Here is a 22,432-nt window from a genome sequence, read left to right on the forward strand (position 1 = left end):
ACGACCGCGCGACCGCTTCCTTCCGGAACGTGAATAGCGCTCTGGCGATTAGAGGAAAATACATGCATTTCGCTTCCAGTCGAGTGGTTCATGCATGAAGCTCGCCGATCCACAAGCGTTAGCGTCCTGCCGGGTGAAGCCGGACGGCGTAGGCGTCTACGATCTGGACCGGTCGACGATCCAAGCGTTCATTAACGGAATCGCGCAGGGGCGGTTCTGGGAGCGGACGGCGTAACCAATACAAACGGCCGTAGTCCGGTGGAATCCGGATTACGGCCGTTGCTTGCGTCTTGGCTAGGATTGCAAATCGATCAACCGCATGAGCATAACCACGAGCTCCGCCCGCGTGGCGTTGGAGCCCGGCATGAACGTCGCGTCCGGGTACCCGGTAATGATGCCCTTGGACGACAGCACGCTTACGCTGTTCGCCGCCCAGGACGGGATCGCGTCCCCGAACGTCTTGCCGTTGTCCGCGTCCGCGGCCAGCTTGTACGCGTTCTGGAACAGCACCGCGACTTCCGCCCGCGTGATGAGCGAGCCTCCGTTCGCATAATACTTGCCGTTGCGCTCGGTACCCGTCAAGAGCCCGTTCGCGTAAGCGGCGGCGATGTACGGCTTGCTCCACGCCGGCAACTTGTCCCAATCGGCAAAGCGCGTTGCGGCAGCGTCCAGGTCGGCTTGCTTGCCAAGGGTCAGCTGGCGGGCTCTCACCAGCATCGCGATCGCCTCGTCCCGGCGGGTGTTGCTGTTCGGAGCGAACACGCCAGGCTCTCGGCCGGAGACGATGCCCAGCTTGTAGGCCCGCTCGATCTCCTTGGCGGCCCAAGGCGCTTGGACGTTCACGTCATCGAACGAGGACTTCGTCGGATTCTCGCTGCCCTCGGAGCCGTCAGTCGGTTCTTCGTCCGGCTCGTTGGTGCCCGTGCCAGAGCCCGTTCCCGTACCTGGGCCTGGATTCGGATCCGGGTTGCCGGACCCGTTGCTCTTCACGATCGTCACGTCGTCCTGCGAGAAGTTGCCCACGGCGTCGGTCGCCGTAATCGTGCTATACGCTTGGGTACCGGTGCTAAGCGTTCCGCCGAGGCTGAACAAGCCCTCGTCGTCCGCCGTCGCGCGGTTGCCTTGATCGTCCAGCACGGTTGCATAAGGTGCCGTGCTGCCTTGGATCCGATAGCGTCCCGCGGAATCGGCCGCGATCTTGCCGTCCGTATCCGTCTCGATGAACAGGGCGGGAGGAAGGCTGCTATATTGTACGGCCAGCATGTACTCGGACGCATCGCCTTGTTCGTTCTCGGCGACGATGCGAAGCAGGGTCGATCCGGCGTCTCCGTCGACGGAGATCGGGATCGCGCCGCTATTCTTGTAATCGTCGCTAGCGTAAATCTGCGTAAAGTTCGGCAAGCTCGTTTCTTCGTCTATCGTACCGTCGCTCTGCCATACCGTGAACATGACGTCCAAGTCCTGCGTCTGCCCGTCGTCGGCGTTCAGATAGGTCGTCGCGACGTCCAGGTCGAAGTCGCCGCCGACCGTAAGCACGTTGCCCAGCAGCTCGTCGCTCGCGATGACGCCCGCGCTCGGAGCGACGTGAATGACGGGCAGCTTGACGAGCGGGACGTCGACGACGTCCGTCACCGTCGACTCGCCGTAAATATTCGCCAGGTTCGTCTCTTCTTCCTCCGCGGCGTCCGCAAGATCGGCGTACGCGAACGGCGTAACCGCAAGCTTATAACCGTAGCCCGGTTCCATGCCGCCGAAGTACACGGCATGCGATCCGTTCACCGCGTCGTCCGCAGAGATTTGATACTCGATCGGTCTGCCCGCGTGCGCGATTTGATTACCCGTCGGATTGCCGTCTTCGTCGACCTCGTCCGTATAAGTCAGCGGCGATACGATCGCGTTGCCTTCGGCATCGTAGAGCCCGACGATATAGCCGTCGGCGCCGGTTACGGCGTCCCAAGCCGCGCGAATCGTGCCGTTGCCGCCCGCGGACACCGTTACGGCGCTCACCGCGTCCGGCGCGAGCGGGTTCACGACGTCGAGCGCTTCCTTCGCGCCGAGGCTCGCGTAAGGAATCGAGCGGGTCGCGTCGCTCATCGGGATGCCGATCAGCGACACTCTCGCGAAATACTGGCCGCTCTGCAAGTACTTCAAATCTTCGGCCGTGAACGAATAGCTTCCGCTGACCGTCCGATCCGTCACTTGCCCGGCGTCGACGTCGATCGTGCGGATGAGTACGCCCGCGCTTCTCGCGTTCGGATCCTCTCCGTCGTCCGTCGACAGTCGGACTTCGACCCGGTAGTCTTCCGCCCCCGTATCGAGGCCGGCGAGATCCCAGCTCACCGTGTCGGCGTTCGCGTCGAACGACGTGCCCGCAACCTTCGGAATCGGCGCAATGGCGATCAGCGCGCTGTCGAAGGATTGGCTGGACGAGATCTTCCAATCGCCGGCTTGGGAGCCCAATCGAATCATGATCGTGCCCTCGGAGACGATCGCTGCGTTCGCGCTCGGATCGTCGTAATACGGCGTTCCGTCCTCCAACGTTCCCGGGTACGTCAAGCCGAACGGAATGTCGCCGGGAGCCGAGATGCGCAGATCGTCGGGATCCGCCGAGACGAGCAAGGCGTAATCCTCCGTCAAGCCCGCCGGGAACGACACCGTATGCTCCGTGCCCTCGGCGTTGGTCGAGATCGTCGGTTCAAGCGCGAGCGTCCTGAGCATGCCTCTCTCGCCGACTTCGCCGCTCGACGACGCGACGACCTTCACGTTCGAGAAGGCGTTGATCTGCCCGACCGCTTCGCCGTTGTCGTCGTACACCGTCTGTCCAGCCGGTCCCGTCTGCGTCGGCATCGCGCCGCGCCGGCCGATGCCGACGGAGCCGCTGCCGAACGAATAGTTCACCTTGAAGCCGAAGCCGAGCAGGCTGAACGACGCGTACGCGTTCGAATTGCTCATGCCGACGTCGGTATCGAGCAGCGATATCGGACCGATGGAGAGCACCCCGATCTCGATCTCCGGAATTTGAAGCCGGCCTCGCAATTGCCCGTTCAGATTGAAGCCGTCGTTCCGGTAATACGTCAGATTGGCGGTACCGCCCGCCAGAATGACCGAGAAGTTCTTCAGGATGTTGGCCATGATCTGCATCTGGTACGAGACCGACGTATTGGTGACGTAGATGCCCGCTTTGAACTTGTCGAAGATTTCCATCTTGAGCAGCGTCGGATTGCCGGACAGGCTAATCTCGGACGGCCCGATCGCAAGCTCCATGTCGTTGAATTCGAGCAGTCCGGCGCCCGGAATCGTGCTTCCGACTTCAAGGTCGCCGTTAAGCAGGATCAGGATCGGCGCGATGCCCTTGTAATTGCCGGTAATCGTATCGGCCAGCCCCTTGACCCCGCCGCCGACTCTCGTCAGCTTCGCGATCGGCGTCGTCGGCGTGATCGGAATGCCGTTGCTCAGCCCGACGATGATCTTGATCGTGTCGGGAATGAACGCTCCGGTCGCCCCGTCCTTCTTCAGACTCAGCGTCGACGCGATATTCGCCAGCTTCGCGTCGATATCGAAGGCCATGCCGTACTTGCCATCGAACGTATCGATCGAGCCTTCCGCCGTCCCGTTAATGCCGAAGCCGCCGAGCAGCTTCTTGGACATCTCGGTTCCCGGCGTGAAGGAGCCTTCGGCGGTTACCCCTTGGAAGCTCAAGTTGCCTTTGCCGTCCATTCCGTATTGGAGACGGTCGATGCTCAGGTCGATGCCTACCGTGCTGCTGCCCGGAAGCGCCATGCCGAAGTACAATCTCCCGTCGAAAATAACGGCGTTCCCCAGCAGCGTCGCCCCCGTGAAGCCGGCCTGCATGCCGCTTCCCACCACGGTCAGCTTGTTCTGGTTCCGGATCGAAACGTCGATGTTCCGTTTCGTCGGATCGACGAGATCGCCGTCTTCGTCCCGCGCGTACTCGGCGATGTATTCGATCCCCTTATCCAGCAAGATCGAACCGTCCGAGGTCGACAGGATGCTGAACGAGCCCGCGACCATGTTGACCTTCTCCATCGTCAGCCTGACCGTGCCGTCGGTATCGTCCCGCACCTTGAGCAGGCTCTGCGCGCCCGGCAGATGAACCGTCAGCCCGCCGTTGATGGTCGTCGTGCCGCTGAAGTTGTATTCGCCTCTCATGCTCGCATTGGCCGTGAAGCTTCCCTTGATCGTCAAGAGCGGCGTGCGGTTGCCCAACTGCTGCGTTAAGTCCCGCTCGCTCTCCGAGACGACGACGGAGTGATTGAATTGACCGTCCGATACGACGGCCATGTAGCCGAACTTCGTATGGCTTACGTTCTGGGCGGCCGGAATCGTTACGGATCTCTGCACGCCGTTGCTGGACACGTAATACGTGACGTCGATCGTACGCGACTTCATGTTGTCGGGGACTTGGACGACCAGCGACGTCGCCGTTACGTCCGTGACGGTAGCCGCCACCGTCGGATTAGGCTCCGTGCCGATATAGACTTGCCCCTGCCCGTTCATGTTCGTCCCGAACACGTTAATCGACTTGAATATGCCCTGCAGCCGGGAATTGGGCGAGATGGTCGCGATATTCTTGAGCTTCGTCGCGCCTTGCCCGCCTCCCGCAGGCGAATTCGCATCGATCGCATCCGAGATCAGCTCGACCAGATTGATGCTGTTCTTCGTGACCGCCGGACACGTATACACGCTCTTCGTCTGATCCTGCGGATCGGACCTCACGTACGTGCAGGCGTAGACGGTCTTCTTGTTCTGCGTATCGCGGAAGCTGACGACCGGCTTATAGATCTTGCTCGGATCGGTCGGCGGCAGGAAGCTGAACGTAATCGGCACGTTCAGATTCACCCGTGCCGGGTAGCTGGAGAACTGAGCGGCATTGGCTTCCGTACCCGCGTTAACGAGTATGGAGACTTCGTCGAAGCGGACGACGACCTTCAGCGTGTCTCCGGCCGTCAGCGAAGCGGAAGCCGCATACGGCGTGAATTCGAGCTCCATTCGCGAGTCGTAAGGATTCGACGGCCGCCCCTGCGCGACGAACGAGGACACGTTGTTCCGCATGCGAAGCACTTGCACGTTGGCGACGAATTTCGCCGGATCCTTGTTCAGGATCTGCACGGCCAGCTTATCGCCCGGATAATAGTCCTCGAGGCTGACGGACGCTTCCGCGTTCGGGTTCGTCGTAATCTCCGTCTGCACCTTGTTCGATACGATCTTCTCGACGACGATCGTGACGTTGGCGTCGGTGAACGGCATGACGAACGAGTACGTGCCGTTCGTCGCGTGCTTCGTGACCGGCAACGGGATGTTCAGCAGCTCGGAGCGCGCCGTTACTTCTTTGATCTTATACAAGCGAGCGTTGAAGCTGCCCAGGTTAACGGTGATGATAACGCCCGACAGAGCCTTAGCCGGCTTGCTGACGGTTGCTTGCACGAAGTCATTTGCATTAGCCCCCGCTCCGGACAAAGTCGGCGATACGACGCCCGGAATCGTCGCGTTTACGTTGATGTCGTGGGCTGCATGCCCGTCCGTCGACGTCACCGACAGGAAGATCGGCTCGCTCGGCATCGCGAACGTATAGGCGAAGCGGTAATTGGTCGGGTTCGACGTATCGAACAGCGTGTTCGTGACGGGCGACGTTTTGGACGTGTTTTGGCCCACCAGCTGCACGCCCGCCGGAATAAGCCCGCTCGACGTCGTCTGCATTTTCAACGGATCGCCCGGCAGGAAATAGTAATAGTTGCCATACACGTAAGGATACGCGCTTCTTGGCGTCGATTGTACGAAGTCAATCGTCGGATTCGCGAACCCGATCAGGTTGCGGATATCGATGCGGTTAGCGGTATCGGTATTCACCGTTATCGTGATCAGCCTGACGGACGCGGTCGCGTTGCCGTCGATCGTAATCCGCAAGCTCCACGGATGATCCTGCGCGACGCCGGTCGATACGGTCTGCACGCTCGCCGGGATGTCGTTGCCGAGACCGTCCTCGACGACGATGCTTTTCACCATCGCGGCCGTGAGCGGCGCGGACGCGATCGTCGAATCGATGGACTCGTTGACGAGCGTAATGCTGTAATTCCCCGCCGCATTGACGGTCAGTCCCTGCGCGGGAATGAGCGTGCTGCCCGAATACGCGCGGAAGTCGGTCGTGTTGTTGATGTTGACCTTAACCGTGTCGGTAATCGCCGTCGCCGGCCACGTAACGATGATCGTGAGGGTATCGCTCGTTAGGCTTGCCGTCGATACTTGAGCGGTGAACGCACCTGCGCCCAGGTTCGTAATGCCGATCCCATCGTATGCTCCCGCAGTCGCGTTGAATTGATAATTCGCGGCGGCGGTGAGCACGTATTTGGTTTTATAAACTTTCCCGATGGCATACGTCCCGCTCGCCGGCTGATACGTGCCTCCGTTATCGGCGGACCAGGAAATGCTCGCCGTCGCGTGATTGAACGCGTTGCTTCCGTTCGACTGGGCCGCTCCCGTTACCGGAGCAATCGTCCCAATCGTGATGTCCGAAGGCAAGATCGTAGCCGCGCCCGTTGCCGGCCATGTCACGATAATCGTTAACGTGTCGTTGGCCGAGCTTGCCGTCGACACCGTCGCGGTGAACGTGCCCGCGCCCAGGTTAGCGATACGGCTCGATAGATCTCTCGCGCCGTTCTTCTCGTAGACGTCAGCAGCCGGATCGAACTCGTAACCGGACATGACAGTCAGCACGTATTTCGTCTTATAGCTCGTTGCGGCGGCGTAGTTACCGCTCGCCGCAGCGTAGGACGCTCCGCCGTTGCCGGACCAGGTCACGACTGCCGTCGCGTGCGCGAACGTATTCGTGCCGTCGGCCTGCGTCGCGCCGGTCACCGGCGCAACCGTGCCGATCGAGATGTCCGCGGGGATGAACGTAGCCGCTCCCGTTGCCGGCCATGTAATTTCGATCGTCAACGTATCGTTCGACGTCGCCGACGTGGACACGTCCGCGCTGAGCGAGACTCCCCCAAGGCTCTCGACGACGACTCCGTTGTAAGCATTCATTGCCGAATCGAACGTATATCCGCTAGCCGCGGTCAGCACGTATTTCGTTCTGTACACGGTATTCGGCGTATAAGTCCCGCTCGCCGCAGCGTAAGAGAGGCCGCCGTCGCTTGACCACGTCACGCCAGCCGTCGCATTCGGGAACGTATTCGTTCCGTCCGCCATATTCGCGCCGGTCGAAGGAGCGACTGTTCCGATCGTTATCGCGTTGGGGGCGATCGTCGCCATCGCCGTCGCCGGCCACGTCACCGTGATCGTAAGCGTGTCGTTGGCCGTGCTCGTCGTGGATACTTGCGCATCGACCGTGCCGGCGCCTTTGTTCGGAATAGAAATCGCGCTATAAGCGCCAGCCGTCGAATCGAATACGTATCCCGCTTCCGCAGTCAGCACGTACTTCGACTTGTACGTCTTACCCGGCGCGAACGTACCGCTCGCCGCAGCGTAGGTCCCGCCATTATCGGCGGACCACGTTACGCTCGCCGACGCGTGCGGGAACGCGTTCGTGCCGTTCGCGATGCTCGCCCCCGTAACCGGAGCGACCGTGCCGACGGACAGCTCCGACGGGGCAATGGTCGTGAACGGCGCCGAAGCCGTTTGCGGCCAGGTGACGACGATCGTCAGCGTGTCGTTCGACGCGCCGGATACGACCGCGGTATACGTTCCGGAACCGTGATTCGCGATGCGGCTCGTCAACGCCTTCGCGCCACCCGATGCATACACGCCGGCGGTAGCATCGAAGAAGTAGCCGGCTGCCGCAGTAATCTCGTATTTTGTCTTATAAGAGGTTACATACGCATAAGTTCCGCTTGCTGCGTTGTAGCTCGTTCCGCCGTCGGTGGACCAAGTGATCGCCGCGGTAGCATGATTGTACGTATTCGTGCCGTTCGCCATCGTCGCTTCCGCGACCGGCGCCAGCGTGCCGATCGAGAGGTCGCTCGGCATGAGGAGCCCCGTCTGGGGCCAAGTGACGTAGATATAAATTTCCTCTTCGTCGCCGGAAACGGTGAACGTGCCTGAGCCTAAATTCGAGATACGGCTCGACAAGTCTCTCGCCTGGCCTTTCATATACTTGCTCGGCGTATCGAACGCATAGCCGCTCGTCGCGATGAGGGCGTACGTCGATTGGTACGTTTTACCCGATACGAAAGCAGCTCCTCCCGCAACCGGAGTCAATGGACCTGTGGAATACCACTCGATATAATCGAGCGTCGCATGGTTGAATACGTTCGTGCCGTCGGCTGCGATGCCGGCCGGGGCCGGAGCAACGGTTCCGATTGTGATATCGGAAGCCCCGATCAGGGGCTGTCCCGTAGCGGCTCCCGAAGTATCCCAGTTTACGATGAGGGTCAATGTGTCATTGGCTCGCGTGCTCGTCGAGACGGCGGCTCCCACCACAATGCCCGTGCCCAGATTGGCGATTCGACTTGCTAACGACTTCGCCCCGTCCAAGTAGATTCGACTCGTCGTATGGAATGCGTATCCAGCGTCTGCCTTAATCACATACCGCGTGTAATAGTACGTATTCGCAGCATACGTGCCGCTTGCCGGACTGAAGGTTCCGCCATTGTCGGACCAAGTTACGACGGCCGTCGCATGCTGGAACGTATTCGAGCCGTCCGCGATCGTCGCTCCCGCAACCGGTGCGAGCGTTCCAATGGAGATGTCGGTAGGCTCGATCGTCGCGTTCGGCCACGTGACGATGATCGTCAGCGTATCGTTCAGCGTAAACCCTGTGCTGACGACGGCTGTGAACGTCGCCGAACCGAGATTGGCGATGCTTCCCGACAAATCTCTCGCGCCATTCTTCTCGTACGCGCCGGCCGCCGGAGCGAACACATAACCCGTATTCGCGCTCAGCACGTACTTAGTACGATAGATCGTGCTCTGCGCGAACGTACCGCTTGCCGCCGCATAGCTCGTCCCGTCCGTGGACCAAGTGACGGCGGCCGTTCCTCCGACGACCGAAACCGTTCCGTCGGCGATGGTTGCCCCATTTTCCGGCGCTGCCGTCCCGATCGAGATATCGGACGCCGCAACGACCGTATCTGCCGCCGACGCGGTAATCGGCATCATCGTGAATACGAGTACGAAAGATAGAATCATAGATACGAGCTTAGAAGCGGCCTTCGTTCTTAAGTACGCCTGCATTCGATTCATATGAACCTCCTTAGTCTACCAATCCCAGATCGACGTTGCGGCATACGGTCAACATGCGAAGAATCATCATGACCGCCTCTTCGCGGCTCGCGTCGGCGTTCGGATGGAATCGGCCGTCGTCCGAGCCCTTCACGATGTCCGCGCCTGCCAGCCGTTCGATATAAGGACGCGCCCAGCTATCCATCGCGTCCGAGAAAGAAGCGTTGCCGGATGTCTGGTCGAAAACAATGAGACGAGCCAGGACCGCGGAAATCTCGGCGCGCGATATCGGACGATTAGGCTGGAACGCGCCGGCGCCTACGCCCTCGATCACGCCCGCCGCCGTCATGGCCTCGATCGCCGACTCTGCCCAGTGCCCTTGCGTATCGGCGAAGGATCCGCGTTGCCCCGGATCGCTCTCCTTATCGAGACGCAGCGCCTTCGCCACCATCGCGACGAACTCCGCGCGCGTAATCGAATCGGTTCCGTGGAAGCTGCCGTCATCTCGTCCTTGAACGATGCCAAGCTGCCTCGCGACTTGAATCGCTTGGTAACTCCAGCGGTCCGCCGGAACATCCGAGAACGATTGCGGGACGTTCGATTGCAGCGCGGCAAGCCCTTCTTCGATGACCTTCAGGACGTTGGCGAGCTTCTCGTTGAGGATCGGGCCGCGCGGCTTCGGCGGCGCGCCCTTGTCTTCCGCCCTCGTCACGGTAATGCCGTACGTCTTCGTCGTCGTGCCGTCTTCCGCCGTCACCGCCACCGAGATCGAGTTGGCGCCTACGCTCAGAGGAATCGTACCCGATCCCGTTCCGCCAACCTTGACCTTCGCCGCGCCGTGGCTTGCGGAAGCCGATACCGTCACGCTGCTCACGTCATGCGCGACTTCGGCCGTATAACTCGTCGTGCCGGACGCGAACGATGGACTCAAGCTGCCGCCGGATAGCGACAAGCCGCTCAAGTCGGCATTGTTGCTCTTGACGGGGACGCCGCCGTTCGGCGCGGCAGCCCGCGTCACCGTCACGGTGTACATGCTCGTCGTGCCGTCCTGCGCCGTTACTACGATCGGAATCGCATTCGCGCCTACGTTCAAGCTAATCGAACCCGATGCCGTTCCGCTTGTCACGCCCGTGCCGTCTACCGTCACCGTCGCGTTGCTCTCGTTCACCGTCGGCGTCACCGTAAGGCTGCTTACGCCGTTCGCGACGCTTACCGCGTATCCCGTCATGCCCGATGCGAACGCCGGACTAAGGCTGCCGTTCGACACCGTCAATCCGCTCAAGCTCGCGTCGCTGCTCAGCGCGGCTCTCGTCACCGTCACGGTATACGTCCCCGTCGTCGTGCCGTCCTGCGCCGTCACGACGATCGGAATCGTATTCGTTCCTACGCTCAGGTTGATCGCCGCGGAGGCCGTTCCGCTAGTCGCCGCATTGCCGTCTACGGTTACCGTCGCCCCCGCACTGCTCGTCGTCGGCGTCACCGTAATGCTGCTTACGCCGTTCGCGACGCTTACCGCGTATCCCGTCGTGCCCGATGCGAACGCCGGACTCAGACTGCCGCTCGACACCGTTAGCCCGCTCAAACTTGCATCGGTGCTCGGCGCCCGCGTCACCGTCACTGTATACGTGCTCGTCGTGCCATCCTGCGCCGTCACCACGATAGGAACCGCATTCGCCCCCACGTTCAAGCTAATCGCGCCCGATGCCGTTCCGCTCGTCACGCCCGCGCCGTCTACCGTCACTGTCGCGTTGCTCTCGTTCACCGTCGGTGTCACCGTTATGCTGCTTACGCCGTTCGCCACGCCGACCGCGTAACCCGTCGTACCCGATGCGAACGCCGGGCTCAGACTGCCGCTCGACACCGTCAATCCGCTCAAGCTCGCGTCGCTGCTCAGCGCGGCTCTCGTCACCGTCACCGTGTACGTCTCCGTCGTCGTGCCGTCTTGCGCCGTCACTACGACCGGGATCGCGTTCGCCCCTACGCTCAGGTTGACCGCCGCGGATGGCGATCCGCTAGTCGCCGGATGGCCGTCTACCGTTACAGTCGCTCCCCCGTTGCTTGTCGTCGGCGTCAACGTAATGCTGCTCACGCCGTTCGCGACGCTTATCGAGTAACCCGTCGTACCCGATACGAACGCCGGGCTCAGACTGCCGCTCGATGCCGTCAACCCGCTCAAGGTCGCGTCGCTGCTCGGCGCCCTCGTCACCGTCACGGTATACGTCTCCGTCGTCGAGCCGTCCTGCGCCGTCACCACGACCGGGATCGCATTGGCGCCCACATTCAAGTTAATCGCGCCAGATGCCGTCCCTCTTGCCACGGTTACCCCTTTGACCTTAATCGTCGCATTACTATCGCTCGTCGTCGGCGTCACCGTAATACTGCTCACGCCGTTCGCTACGCTGGCCGAATACCCTGTCGTACCGGTCGCGAACGCCGGGCTCAAGCTGCCGCTCGACAGCGTCAACCCGCTCAAGCTTGCGTCGTCGTTGAGCGCTCGCCTCACGAACAATACGTATCTGAACGTCGTTAACGTATCCGCCGCAATTACATCGATGTCAATGATATTCGTCCCTGTTTCCAAGTCGACGGGAGTAGCCGGACCTCTGGTGACATTAATTCCGCCAACCTGAACCGTTAACGTAACCGTCGCGTCGGGATCGCTGGGCGTCGGCGTGACCGTAATACTGCTCACGTCAAACCCTACGTCTACCCAATAGGCGATCTCGTCCGGATCGAAGGTCAGGCTGCCGCTCGAAGTGGCCAATCCGCTCAAGCTCGCATCTTGAGAAGCTTGTATTAACGTCAGGTCGTACGTCTTCGTCGTCCCATCGAGCGCCGTCACCACGATCGGAATCGGCGTATTGACTCCTAAGCTCACGCTTATCGCGCCCGACGCCGTACCGCTTGTCACGGGCGTGCCGCCGACCGTTACCGTAGCATCCGCATCGCTCACCGTAGGCGTAATCGTAATGCTGCTCACGTTAAGTGGAATGCTGGCCTTATAGCTCGTCGTACCCAAATCGAACAAGTCGCCGTCGGATAACGTCAAGCTGCTTAAGTTCGCGTTGTTGGACGGAGCGAGTCTGCGAACCCGGTTGTTGCCCGAATCCGCGATATACAGCTTGCCGTTCCCATCGACTGCTAGACCGAGCGGGAAGTTAATTCGCGCTTCGATCGCCAACCCCCCGTCCCCCCCGTAGAGAGGCGCGCTAATTCCCGCGACGGTAGAGATAATGCCTGAAGTATCGATTTTTCTAACTTGGCTATACAAGCCCTCCGAGACGTACATGTTGCCAAGGCTGTCGAACGCGAGACCGCTTGGCGGACCCATATGGGAATCCGCGGCAACGGCGCCATCCATCGCATAACCCTGCGTCCCTTTGCCCATCACCGTGCTCATTTTCCCTGACGTCTTATCCACCTTGCGAACGCTATAGTTTTGCATGTCCGCAATATACAAGTTACCGCTGCCGTCAAAAGCCAGGTGAGAAGGCCGATCCAGACGGGCATCCGTTGCCGCTCCCCCGTCTCCCGAATATCCGCGAATACCCGAACCTGCAAACGTGCTAATAATCCCCGACGTATCTACTTTACGAATTCGATCGTTATACGCATCCGCGATATATAGATTGCCGTCGCCGTCGAAGGCGAGCCCGGAGGGGCTGTTCAGCTGAGCCGAAGTCGCAATCCCTTCTCCCGAGTATCCGTATTCCCCCGTACCTGCGACCGTGGTGATAATCTTCGACGGCGACGCCATATCGATTTTCCGTACGCGGTTGTCATCCCAATCCGCGATATACAGATTGCCGGCGCCATCGAAAGCCAACGCGCTCGGATTGACCAGTTTTGCCTCCACCGCCGGCCCCCCATCGCCGGAACCGACGGCAGTCGCCAAGCCCGCAAACGTGGAAATACGCCCGGAAACTTTATCTACCCGCCGAACTCTGGCACCTTCCGCGATATAGAGATTGCCAGCACTGTCAAAGGCAATGGCAGCCGGACGATTCACCGCGGCTGCCGTCGCAAAGTCCCCGTCCCCGTAAGAATCTTGGGCTCCCGTCCCTACCGCGGTCCAAATGATGTCGTTGCTTGCCGCGTAAGCGGCTTGTCCTCCGAACCACGCGGGGACGCTCCCCATCGCCAATAGCCACGCCACTATAGAGACGATAACCTGCTTCATCCTCCGCATGCTAAATCCCCCTACGAGTAAATAAATTCGACAAATCCCCCGACCAACGACCTATAACCGACATCTCATTGTCGCAAAATACACTCAACAATACCTATGCAAACCCCTCAACATTCGAATCTCGCAACCCTCCGGATAAACACAAAAAAACGCAGCCGGCAAGCAGATCGTCTCTGCTTACGCGACTGCGGGCTATCGTTCAACGGGACTTTATTCTATCCTTGCTTCCGGGCTTCAAGCACGAACATCGACGCGTCTTGGCCCATGAAGATGTTGGTTCCCGTATAGAACGTCTTGGACCGAACGTCCCGATATCCAATCTTCGTCATCCGGTCCCGAAGTTCCTCTTGCCGGAAGCCGTTATGCACGATATCCGATTCGACCTTGCCGTTCTTGTCGAAGTCGACGATAATCAAATGCCCGCCCTCGTTCAGAACGTCGTAGAGCCGCGACAGCACGGGCTCGACCTCCGGAATATGGAGCAGCACCTGCGCCATGAAGATATAGTCCGCGCGCAGATCCGACAACGTATCCTGCTCGAAATCAAAAACGAGCGTATCCGCGTTCCGAATGCCGGCGGCGACGATTTTCCGCCGCGTCTGCTCGATCATGTTCGGCGACGTATCGAGGAACAGCACCGAGCCGAACGCGTCGATCAAGGTCAGGCCGACGAGTCCCGTGCCGCACCCGAAGTCGATCGCGCTCTTGCCCTCCGCGCCGGCGACGTATTCGCGAATGGCGTCCGCGGACACCTTGGCGATATGAATTCTCCCGGGCGAGTCGTACGTGTTCGCGATCATTTCGAACTTGTCGGTGTTGGCCATTCGTATCTCTCCGATCTGTTTGGGCGTCTCGATAGGATGATTGTATACGAACCCGCTTATCCTAGCGAGTTCGCGATCGATTACATCCGGTGTTATCGGCGCAACGGGCAGTAAAGTTCCCGTATCTATAGAGCCCCTCGTTCGGCGTTGCTCTCTCGAACGAGGGGCTCGGTTCATTCCCCGCTCGCCGGCGCGTGGCGCATGATCAGCTGCCTCAGAGATTCCATGCGAAGCGGCTTGCGAACCACTTCGGCGAAGCCGGCTTCCAGGCAGTCGCCCTCCAGCTCCTCCCGCATGTCCGCGGTCAGCGCGATCAGCGTAGGGTTATGCTCCGAAGGGGGCATCCGCTGCAACCGCCTCCCCATCTCCACCCCGTTCAAGACGGGCATATGGATGTCCGCCAGCACCAAGTCGTACCGGTTTCCCGCCGCGCCGAGCGCCCTCAATGCCTCCTCGCCGTTCTCGGCGATGACGACCGTATGGCCGAGATGATGGAGCATATGCTGGAGCAGCTTCTGATTCTCCTTCCGGTCTTCGACCATCAGAATCCGCTGCGCGTTCGTTCCTTCCCTGGATGCCTCTTCCGAGAGACGAAGCGCGTGCTCCATCTGCCGATAAGCGCTATCGGGCTCGCGGCATAAGCGTAGCTTGACGGTGAAGACGATCGTGCAACCCGGCTCCTCGGTCTCCTCCGCGCGAATGTCTCCCCCCATCATCTCCGTCAGCGTCTTGGAGATGGACAGCCCTAACCCCGTCCCGCCGTATTGACGGCTGCTCGAGGCGCTCGCTTGGGCGAACGGACGGAACATCCGGTGCACGTCCGACGCGGGTATGCCGACTCCGGTGTCTTGCACCCTGAATTCAACCGTTATCGTATCGCCGCTGACTTCCGTCTGGCTAACGAATATGTAGATGCCGCCCTCCGCCGTGAACTTCACCGCGTTGCCGACCAGGTTCAGCAGAATTTGCTGCAAACGCGAGACGTCGCCTTGCAAGATGCCGGGAAGAGCCGGGTCCACGACGACGATGTAATCGAGCTGCTTCTCCTTCAGCTGCGCCGTGAAGATATCCCTCACCTGCTCCAGACATCCCTTGAGCAGGAACGGCTCCTCCTCCATCTCCGCCCGTCCAGACTCCAGCTTCGAATAGTCGAGCACGTCGTTCATGATCGAGACGATGGCGTTGCCGCTCTGCATGATCATGTCGGCCAACTCCCGTTGCTCCGGCTGGAGCCCGGATTCCTGCAGCAGGTCCATCATTCCGATGACGCCGTTAAGCGGATTGCGAATCTCGTGGCTCAGGAACGCCAGAAACTCCGACTTCGCCAGCGAAGCGCGTTCGGCGATTTCCTTCGACTCGATCAACTCGCTCTCCGCCTGCTTACGGTCGGCAATATCCCGAATGGTGCAGGCGAGCAGCGACGAGTTGTCGGACGATCGGCCCATCTGGACTTCCGCGGGGAACGTCGTCCCGTCTTGCCTCGCGGCTTCGACTTCCCATAGCTGGTCGAATAGCGATTGGACTTCGATCAGCGGCAGCGAAGGGAGCAGCAGGCACAGCCGCTCGCCGACGAGCGCGTCCGGAGAATAGCCGAATAGCTTCGTCGTCGCGGGGTTCGCCTTCAAGATCGCGCCTTGCCGGTCGAATACGAGCACCGCGTCCAACGACGTCTCCATGACGATTCGCGCTTGCGCCTCCGCCTTGGCCAACTGCTCGGCTTGCCTCTGCAGGCTTTTCTGCATATCGTACAGCCGCACGAACGCTTGGATCTTCGCCTTCAGAATCTGGGGCACGAACGGCTTGACCATGTAGTCGATCGCCCCCGCCGAATAGCCGGCCGTCAGGTGTTGCGCTTCCTTGCTGTTCGCGCTGATGAAGATGATCGGAACGTGCTTGGACCGTTCGTAGGCTTGAATATGGCTAGCCGTCTCGAAGCCGTCCATGCCGGGCATCTGCACGTCCATCAGAATGACGGCGATCTCTTCCCGGAGGAGACACTTGAGCGCCTCGGGTCCGGAGAGCGCGCGAATCAGCCGGTAGGGCTCGTCCTCCAGCACCGCTTCGATCGCGAGCAAGTTCTCGGGACGATCGTCCACGATCAGTATATTGATCGGATAACCGCGTTCCATTCGATTGCCTCTTTTCGAAGGTTCTTATTTCGTTCTTCGATACAGCTTCTCGGCTTCGTCAATCGCTTCGTACTTATCGGAGTAGTCGTTATACCCGATCGATTCCCGGCTGCCCAGGGACAACACGCCGAACATCGACAGGCTCTCGTGGAACAAGCGATGCGCGCGATTCTGAAGCTGCCGGTCGAAGTAGATGAGCACGTTCCGGCACATGATGACGTTGAACTCGTTGAACGATTGATCCGTGGCCAGGTTATGCCTGGCGTAGACGATATTGCGCTGAAGGGAGGAATGAAACTTCACCGCGCTATGCTCCGCCGTATAGTAATCGGAGAAATCCCTCGTCCCGCCTGCGCGAATGTAATTGTGCGTGTAGAGCTTCATGTTCCCGAGCGGGTAGATGCCCGATCTCGCGATCTCCAGCACCCCCTCGTCGATATCCGTCGCGTAGATGCGCGCCCTATCGTAGAGACCTTCCTCCTCCAGCATAATGGCCATCGACATGACCTCTTCGCCCTTGGAGCAGCCGGCGTGCCAGATGCGGATGTGAGGATACGTGCGCAGGAAGGGTATGACCTTCTCCCGGAACGCCTTGAACATGGATGGATCGCGATACATCTCGGTTACGTTGATGACTAACGATCGGAGCAGCTGCTGCATCTGCGCAGGATCGTGCAGCACGCGCGGGATGAGCGCGGAGACCGTCTTCTCGCCGATCGCCTGCATGCCGTGCCTGATGCGTCTGCGTATCGAATCGTAGGCATAGTTCCGGAAGTCGTATCCGTACGCTTGATAGATCGCTTGCAGGAGCAACTGCACTTCCAGCTTCTCGTGATCGGCTTCCCGCGGTTCCGCTAACGGATCGGCGCCGGCATTATCTGCAGGAATGGATCTTCCCTTCTTTCCTTCGGATTAGTGGATTAGTGGTACAGCCATACCTTCAGCAGCGACAAGAGCTTGTCGACGTCGATCGGCTTGCTGATATAGTCGGACGCTCCCGCCTCGATGCAGCGCTGGCGGTCTTCCTTCATGGCCTTCGCGGTAAGCGCAATGATCGGCAGCTTCTCGAATCGCGGCATGCTCCGAATCGCCTTCATCGTCTGGTAGCCGTCCATCTCGGGCATCATGATGTCCATCAGAACGAGGTCGAAGCTCGTATCCCTCTCGAGCAGCTCCAGCGCCTCTCTCCCGTTCTCGACGAAGGTTACGTTCAGTCGATGCGACTCCAAGACGTTCGTCAGGGCGAAAATATTGCGGATATCGTCCTCCACGAGCAGCACGCGCTTGCCCTCGAACGCCGTCTCGTTGTTGTACAGCTTCTTCAGTATGCTTCGGCGGTCTTCCGGCAAATTGGCCTCGACCCGATGCAGGAACAGCGCGGTTTCGTCGAACAGCCGCTCTTGCGACTTCACGTTCTTGATAATGATGCTCTCCGCGTATTTCTTGATCTCGATCTCTTCCTTCATGTCGAGCTCTTGGCCGGTATAGATAATGATGGGCAGCTGTCTCCAATTCGCGTTCTTCCGAATGCGGTCCAGCAGCTCGAAGCCGGAGATATCGGCCAGCCCCAAGTCCATGACCATGCAGTCGAAGTGCTCCCGCTCCAGCTCCCGAAGCGCCTCTTGCCCCGTCGAGACGGCGGAGATGAGAACGTCGTCGTGCCCCATCAGCTCCACCATGCTGTCGCGAAGGACGTCGTCGTCCTCGACGATGAGCAGCCGCTTAAGCGAGCGGTCCAGGAATGCTTCGATCCGCGAGAACGCTTCCTCCATATTCTCCCGGTCGACCGGCTTCCGGAGATACGCCATCGCGCCCCGGGTCAAGCCTTGCTGCGGCTCGTCGACGACCGAGATGACGTGCACGGGAATATGGCGCAGATCCGGATGCTGCTTCAAGCGCTCCAGAACCGACCAGCCGTCGATGACGGGCAGCTGGATATCGAGAATAATCGCATCCGGCTTGTAGGCTTTGGCAAGCGCGAGCCCTTTATTGCCTTGCAGCGCTACGATTCCCTTGAACATCCGCGATCGGGCGAAGTCCAACATGACCTTGGCGAAGTTCTCGTCGTCTTCGATAATGAGCAGCGTACGGTCGCCCGGCTGAATGTCGGAACGATCGTCGGGCATATCGGGGTGCTCTAACAGCTCCGGATCCGTCCACCTCATGCGCGGCGCAAGCATGTCCAACGTCGGCGGAACGGCCGCCGCGGCTTCCATCTTCTCGACCGCGAGGAAGGAGCCATGGTCCTCCGTAGCAACCTCCTCCGCTTCCGGCACCGCCGGCAGGTACAGGGTGAAGCGGCTGCCCGCTCCCTCCCGGCTCTCTACCTCGATCCGTCCGCCGAGCAGCGTCGCCAGCTCCCTGCTGATCGTAAGCCCCAGACCGGTTCCGCCGTACTTGCGGCTCGTCGATCCGTCCGCCTGCTGGAACGCCTCGAAGATCGACTTCTGCTTCTCAACGGGAATGCCGATGCCGGTATCGGATACTTCGAAGGCGATCGCATCGGCGATATTCGCGTGAACGGACCGCTGAATCGAGAGCTTGACTTGTCCCCTGTGCGTGAACTTGAACGCGTTGGACAACAGGTTCTTCAAGATCTGCAGCAGCCGATGGGCGTCCGTGACGAGCATCGTCTCCTCGATCTCCTCCTCCACCTGCAAATGGAAATCGAGATGCTTCTGATCGGCCACCGGCTGGAATCCGTTCTGCAGGCTGCTATAGATCTCATCCCAAGAAACCGGCCTCAGCACGACGTTCATCTGGCCGGCTTCCACCTTGGACAGATCGAGAATATCGTCGATCAACCGGAGCAGATCGCCGCCCGCGGAATGAATCGTCCGGGCGAATTCTACCTGCTTCGCCTGCATGTTGCCTTCCTTGTTCTCCGCGAGCAGCTGCGACAGAATGAGCAGACTGTTCAGCGGCGTCCGAAGCTCGTGCGACATATTCGCCAGGAACTCCGACTTGTAGCGGGACGCTTCCAACAAATCGGCGGCCTGAATCTCTAGCAGATGATTCTGCTGCTCGATGCGTTCGTTCGTGTCTCTCAGCATTCGCGCGTTGTCCAAGATTAACTCGGAACGCTTCGTCAGCTCGCTGTTGCTGTCCTCCAACTCCTCTTGCTGCCGCTTCAAATGCTCCTCCGAACGCCGGAGCGCGTCGTTCGTCGCCTTCATCTCGTCCTGCTGCGCCGTGAGCTCCTCCGATTGCGCGCGAAGCTCCTCCGTCTGCTGCTGCAGCTCTTCGGTCTGCGCTTGCAGCTCCTCGGACATCGTCTGGGATTCCTCGAGCAGCCGCTTCACTTCCATCTGGGCGAGCACGTTGTTCGCCGCCATGCCCAGCATGCCGCGTACTTGCTCGACCAACTTGCGGTGCATGGAAGTGAACGTTTGAAGGGATGCCAGCTCGATGACGCCCTCCACCCGGCCTTCGTGCTCGATCGGGAAGATCAGGATGCTGCGCGGAGCGGATTCGCCGAGTCCCGTCGTGATTCTCATATGAGTGTCGGGCACTTGGTCCATCACGAGCACGCGCCTCTCCTGCGCGCATTGACCGACCACGCCTTCGCCTACGCGGAAGCTCTCGAAGCCCGGCTCCCCGCCGGTCGCGGCGTAGGACGCGCACTTCGACAGCCTGTCTCCGGAACGGATGTAGAACACGCCGTAGGACGCGCCGAGAAGCTCCGCCAGCTTCGCGATGAACGCCTTGGCGAACGTGGCGATCTCGGGCTGCCCTTGGTAAGCGACCGCCACCTCGGCGATGCCGCTCTGCAGCCATTGCTGCCGTTCCTGGCTATCGAGCAGCCGGTTCGTCGCCTCGCTTAACTCCTTCACCTCGTCGCGGGACGAAGTCTCGATGCGCTTGCCCGCTCCGGCGCCTTCCATCGACGCGATCTCGGAGATCGCCGCGATGACGTCCTTGATCGTTCGGACGATCGAACCGGAGAGAGTAACCGCGGTCACCACCGAGAGAACCACGATCAACAAGAACGTAATCGTGAGCGCGAGCCGGAGATCCGCGTTCTGCCGGTCCAGCTTGTCCACCCGTTGCTGCGTCAGCTCGATTTCGGTATTGCGGAACGCTTCAAGCTGCTGCCGAAGCGGATCCAGAATATTTTTGCCGGTATCGGCTTTGTAGATGGCGTCCAGCCCTTCCATATCACCAGCTCGCTTGTAGGCGATCGTCGGGTCCCCGGCCGTATCGAACCAGTGCAGGATCCGAGACTTGATCTCCTCCAGCTTCCGTTGCTGATCGGGATTGTCTCCGATTAGGCTATACAATCGACTGTAATCCTCGGACCATTGGAGTTTGCCCTTCGTATACGGTTCCAGATATCGCTCGTCCCCGGTAATGACATAACCGCGTTGACCCGCGCTCATGTCGATAATCGTCTTCTCGATTTGATTCGAGAGATTATGAACCTCGATATCGTGATCCGTGATGAAGTCGATTGCCTTCTCCATCGACGTAATTCTCGTGCTCAGGAGGAACAGCGCCGCGACTAGGAATAATAGAATGATCGCGTAACCCGTCATGATCTTCGTACGTATCGTAATCCGTCTGTTGCCGAACATAATCGCCGACTCACTTCCCTCTCCTAGGAAACTACCGAATTCGTTCATTTTTATTATAGTTGCCGTGCGCGCAGGTCACAATCAAGGGGAACCATCGACCCGATGACCTCCATGCACACGAGAAAAGAGCGCCCGAATCGGGTGCCCTTCGTATGATATTCTTCTATTACCCTATCTTCCTGTTCTTGAAACAGGCCGTCGCGAAAAGAGTTCATCTTTTTCATAAAACATAGTTTACAACTGGGAATAGTATGTATTATGATAAGCAGGAATTCTAAATTGTTCCAATTCCTATCAGAGATTGGAGCCAGACTTTCGAAACGAGGAGGAAAGTACATGAAAAGTTTCAAGAGCATCAAACCAGCGGTCGTCCTGCTGGCCGTCATCGCGTTGCTGTTCGGTTCCGCGGAAGGGATCGGCAACCAAGCGGAGGCCGCGACGAAGAAGAAAAAAGTAACGCTCCTGAACGTCTCTTATGACCCCACACGGGAACTATATGAGGAATTTAACGCTGTCTTCGCGACCTATTGGAAGAAGAAGACGGGACAGACGGTGGAAATCAAGCAATCTCACGGGGGCTCCGGCAAGCAAGCCCGTTCGGTCGTCGACGGCTTGGCGGCGGACGTCGTGACGCTGGCATTGTCGCTGGACATCAAGGAGATCGAGAATAAAGGGCTGATCCAACCGAAGTGGGAAGAGAAGCTGCCGTACCATAGCTCGCCTTATACGTCGACGATCGTGTTCGTCGTGCGCAAGGGCAACCCGAAGAAGATCAAGGATTGGAACGACGTCGTTAAATCCGGCGTGAAAGTCATTACTCCGAACCCGAAGACGGGCGGAGCGCCGCGCTGGACCTACTTGGCCGCATGGGCGTACGCGCTCAAGCATAATAAGAACAGCGAGAAGGCGGCGAAGGATTTCGTTACGAAGCTGTACAAAAACGTTCCCGTGCTCGATTCCGGGGCAAGAGGATCGACGACGACTTTCGCGCAGCGCGGCATCGGCGACGTCCTGCTGACTTGGGAGAACGAAGCCCATCTGATTCAGAAGGAATTCGGCAAAGACTTCGAGATCGTGACTCCGTCGCTTAGCATATTGGCGGAACCGTCCGTTGCCGTCGTGACGAAGAACGCTGCGAAGAACGGCACGACGGAAGTCGCGAACGAATATCTGAAATACCTGTACACGAAGGAAGGGCAACAGCTCGTGGCGAAGCACTTCTATCGTCCGAACGATCCTGCCGTCCTGAAGCAATACGCCAAGCAATTCCCGAAGATCGAGCTGGTCACGATTCGCGACTTCGGCGGCTGGGAGGCCGCTCAGAAGAAGCACTTCGCGGACAAAGCGATCTTCGATCAGATTTACGTTCCGCAATAATCGATCGCCTGCTTCATCGCGCTAGCCAAGTAAAGGGGCTGTCCCAAAAGGACTCGCTCACAGTAAAAAACGGTTCACATCGCGTCTAGATGGACAAAAACAGGAGGTACAAGGGATTATCCTTGTGCCTCCTGTTCACGTTTTCGGTCTATGGACGCC

Annotated in this window: 8 protein-coding genes; 2 read left to right on the plus strand and 6 right to left on the minus strand. The window is 59.5% G+C overall.

From position 1 onward, the window contains the following. The first annotated feature begins 94 nt into the window (after nucleotides 1-94). Nucleotides 95-235: a hypothetical protein gene (locus ACFQZG_RS24560; protein ID WP_378157394.1), complete on the plus strand. Its 141-nt coding sequence runs from the start codon at nucleotides 95-97 to the stop codon at nucleotides 233-235. A 59-nt stretch (nucleotides 236-294) separates the two neighbouring features. Here ACFQZG_RS24560 and ACFQZG_RS24565 read toward each other — a convergent pair whose 3' ends face one another. The 6 genes from ACFQZG_RS24565 to ACFQZG_RS24590 all read right to left on the minus strand — a co-directional run bounded on the left by ACFQZG_RS24565 (nucleotide 295) and on the right by ACFQZG_RS24590 (nucleotide 20,896). Beyond that, nucleotides 295-9,201, minus strand: coding sequence for an S-layer homology domain-containing protein (locus ACFQZG_RS24565; protein ID WP_378157395.1), 8,907 nt, complete (start codon nucleotides 9,199-9,201; stop codon nucleotides 295-297). A 10-nt stretch (nucleotides 9,202-9,211) separates the two neighbouring features. Next, complete coding sequence (locus ACFQZG_RS24570) at nucleotides 9,212-13,369, minus strand: cadherin-like beta sandwich domain-containing protein (RefSeq protein WP_378157396.1); 4,158 nt, start codon at nucleotides 13,367-13,369, stop codon at nucleotides 9,212-9,214. Between the two features lie 215 nt (nucleotides 13,370-13,584). Continuing rightward, a complete protein-coding gene (locus tag ACFQZG_RS24575; protein ID WP_378157397.1) occupies nucleotides 13,585-14,193 on the minus strand; it encodes a class I SAM-dependent methyltransferase in 609 nt (202 codons plus the stop codon). Between the two features lie 173 nt (nucleotides 14,194-14,366). Further along, nucleotides 14,367-16,322: a response regulator gene (locus ACFQZG_RS24580; protein ID WP_378157398.1), complete on the minus strand. Its 1,956-nt coding sequence runs from the start codon at nucleotides 16,320-16,322 to the stop codon at nucleotides 14,367-14,369. A gap of 24 nt (nucleotides 16,323-16,346) precedes the next feature. After that, nucleotides 16,347-17,147 carry a CheR family methyltransferase gene (locus ACFQZG_RS24585; RefSeq protein ID WP_378157405.1) on the minus strand — a complete coding sequence of 267 codons (801 nt, stop codon included), beginning with the start codon at nucleotides 17,145-17,147 and terminating at the stop codon, nucleotides 16,347-16,349. 95 nt (nucleotides 17,148-17,242) lie between these two features. Further along, on the minus strand, nucleotides 17,243-20,896 hold the full coding sequence (locus tag ACFQZG_RS24590) for a response regulator (protein ID WP_378157399.1): 3,654 nt from the start codon (nucleotides 20,894-20,896) through the stop codon (nucleotides 17,243-17,245). A 336-nt stretch (nucleotides 20,897-21,232) separates the two neighbouring features. Between ACFQZG_RS24590 and ACFQZG_RS24595 the strand changes: the two genes are divergently transcribed. Next, nucleotides 21,233-22,273, plus strand: a complete 1,041-nt coding sequence (locus ACFQZG_RS24595; protein WP_378157400.1) for a sulfate ABC transporter substrate-binding protein — start codon at nucleotides 21,233-21,235, stop codon at nucleotides 22,271-22,273. The last annotated feature ends 159 nt before the right edge of the window (nucleotides 22,274-22,432 follow it).

This window comes from Cohnella sp. GCM10027633, assembly GCF_042675445.1.
GTDB lineage: Bacteria > Bacillota > Bacilli > Paenibacillales > Paenibacillaceae > Cohnella.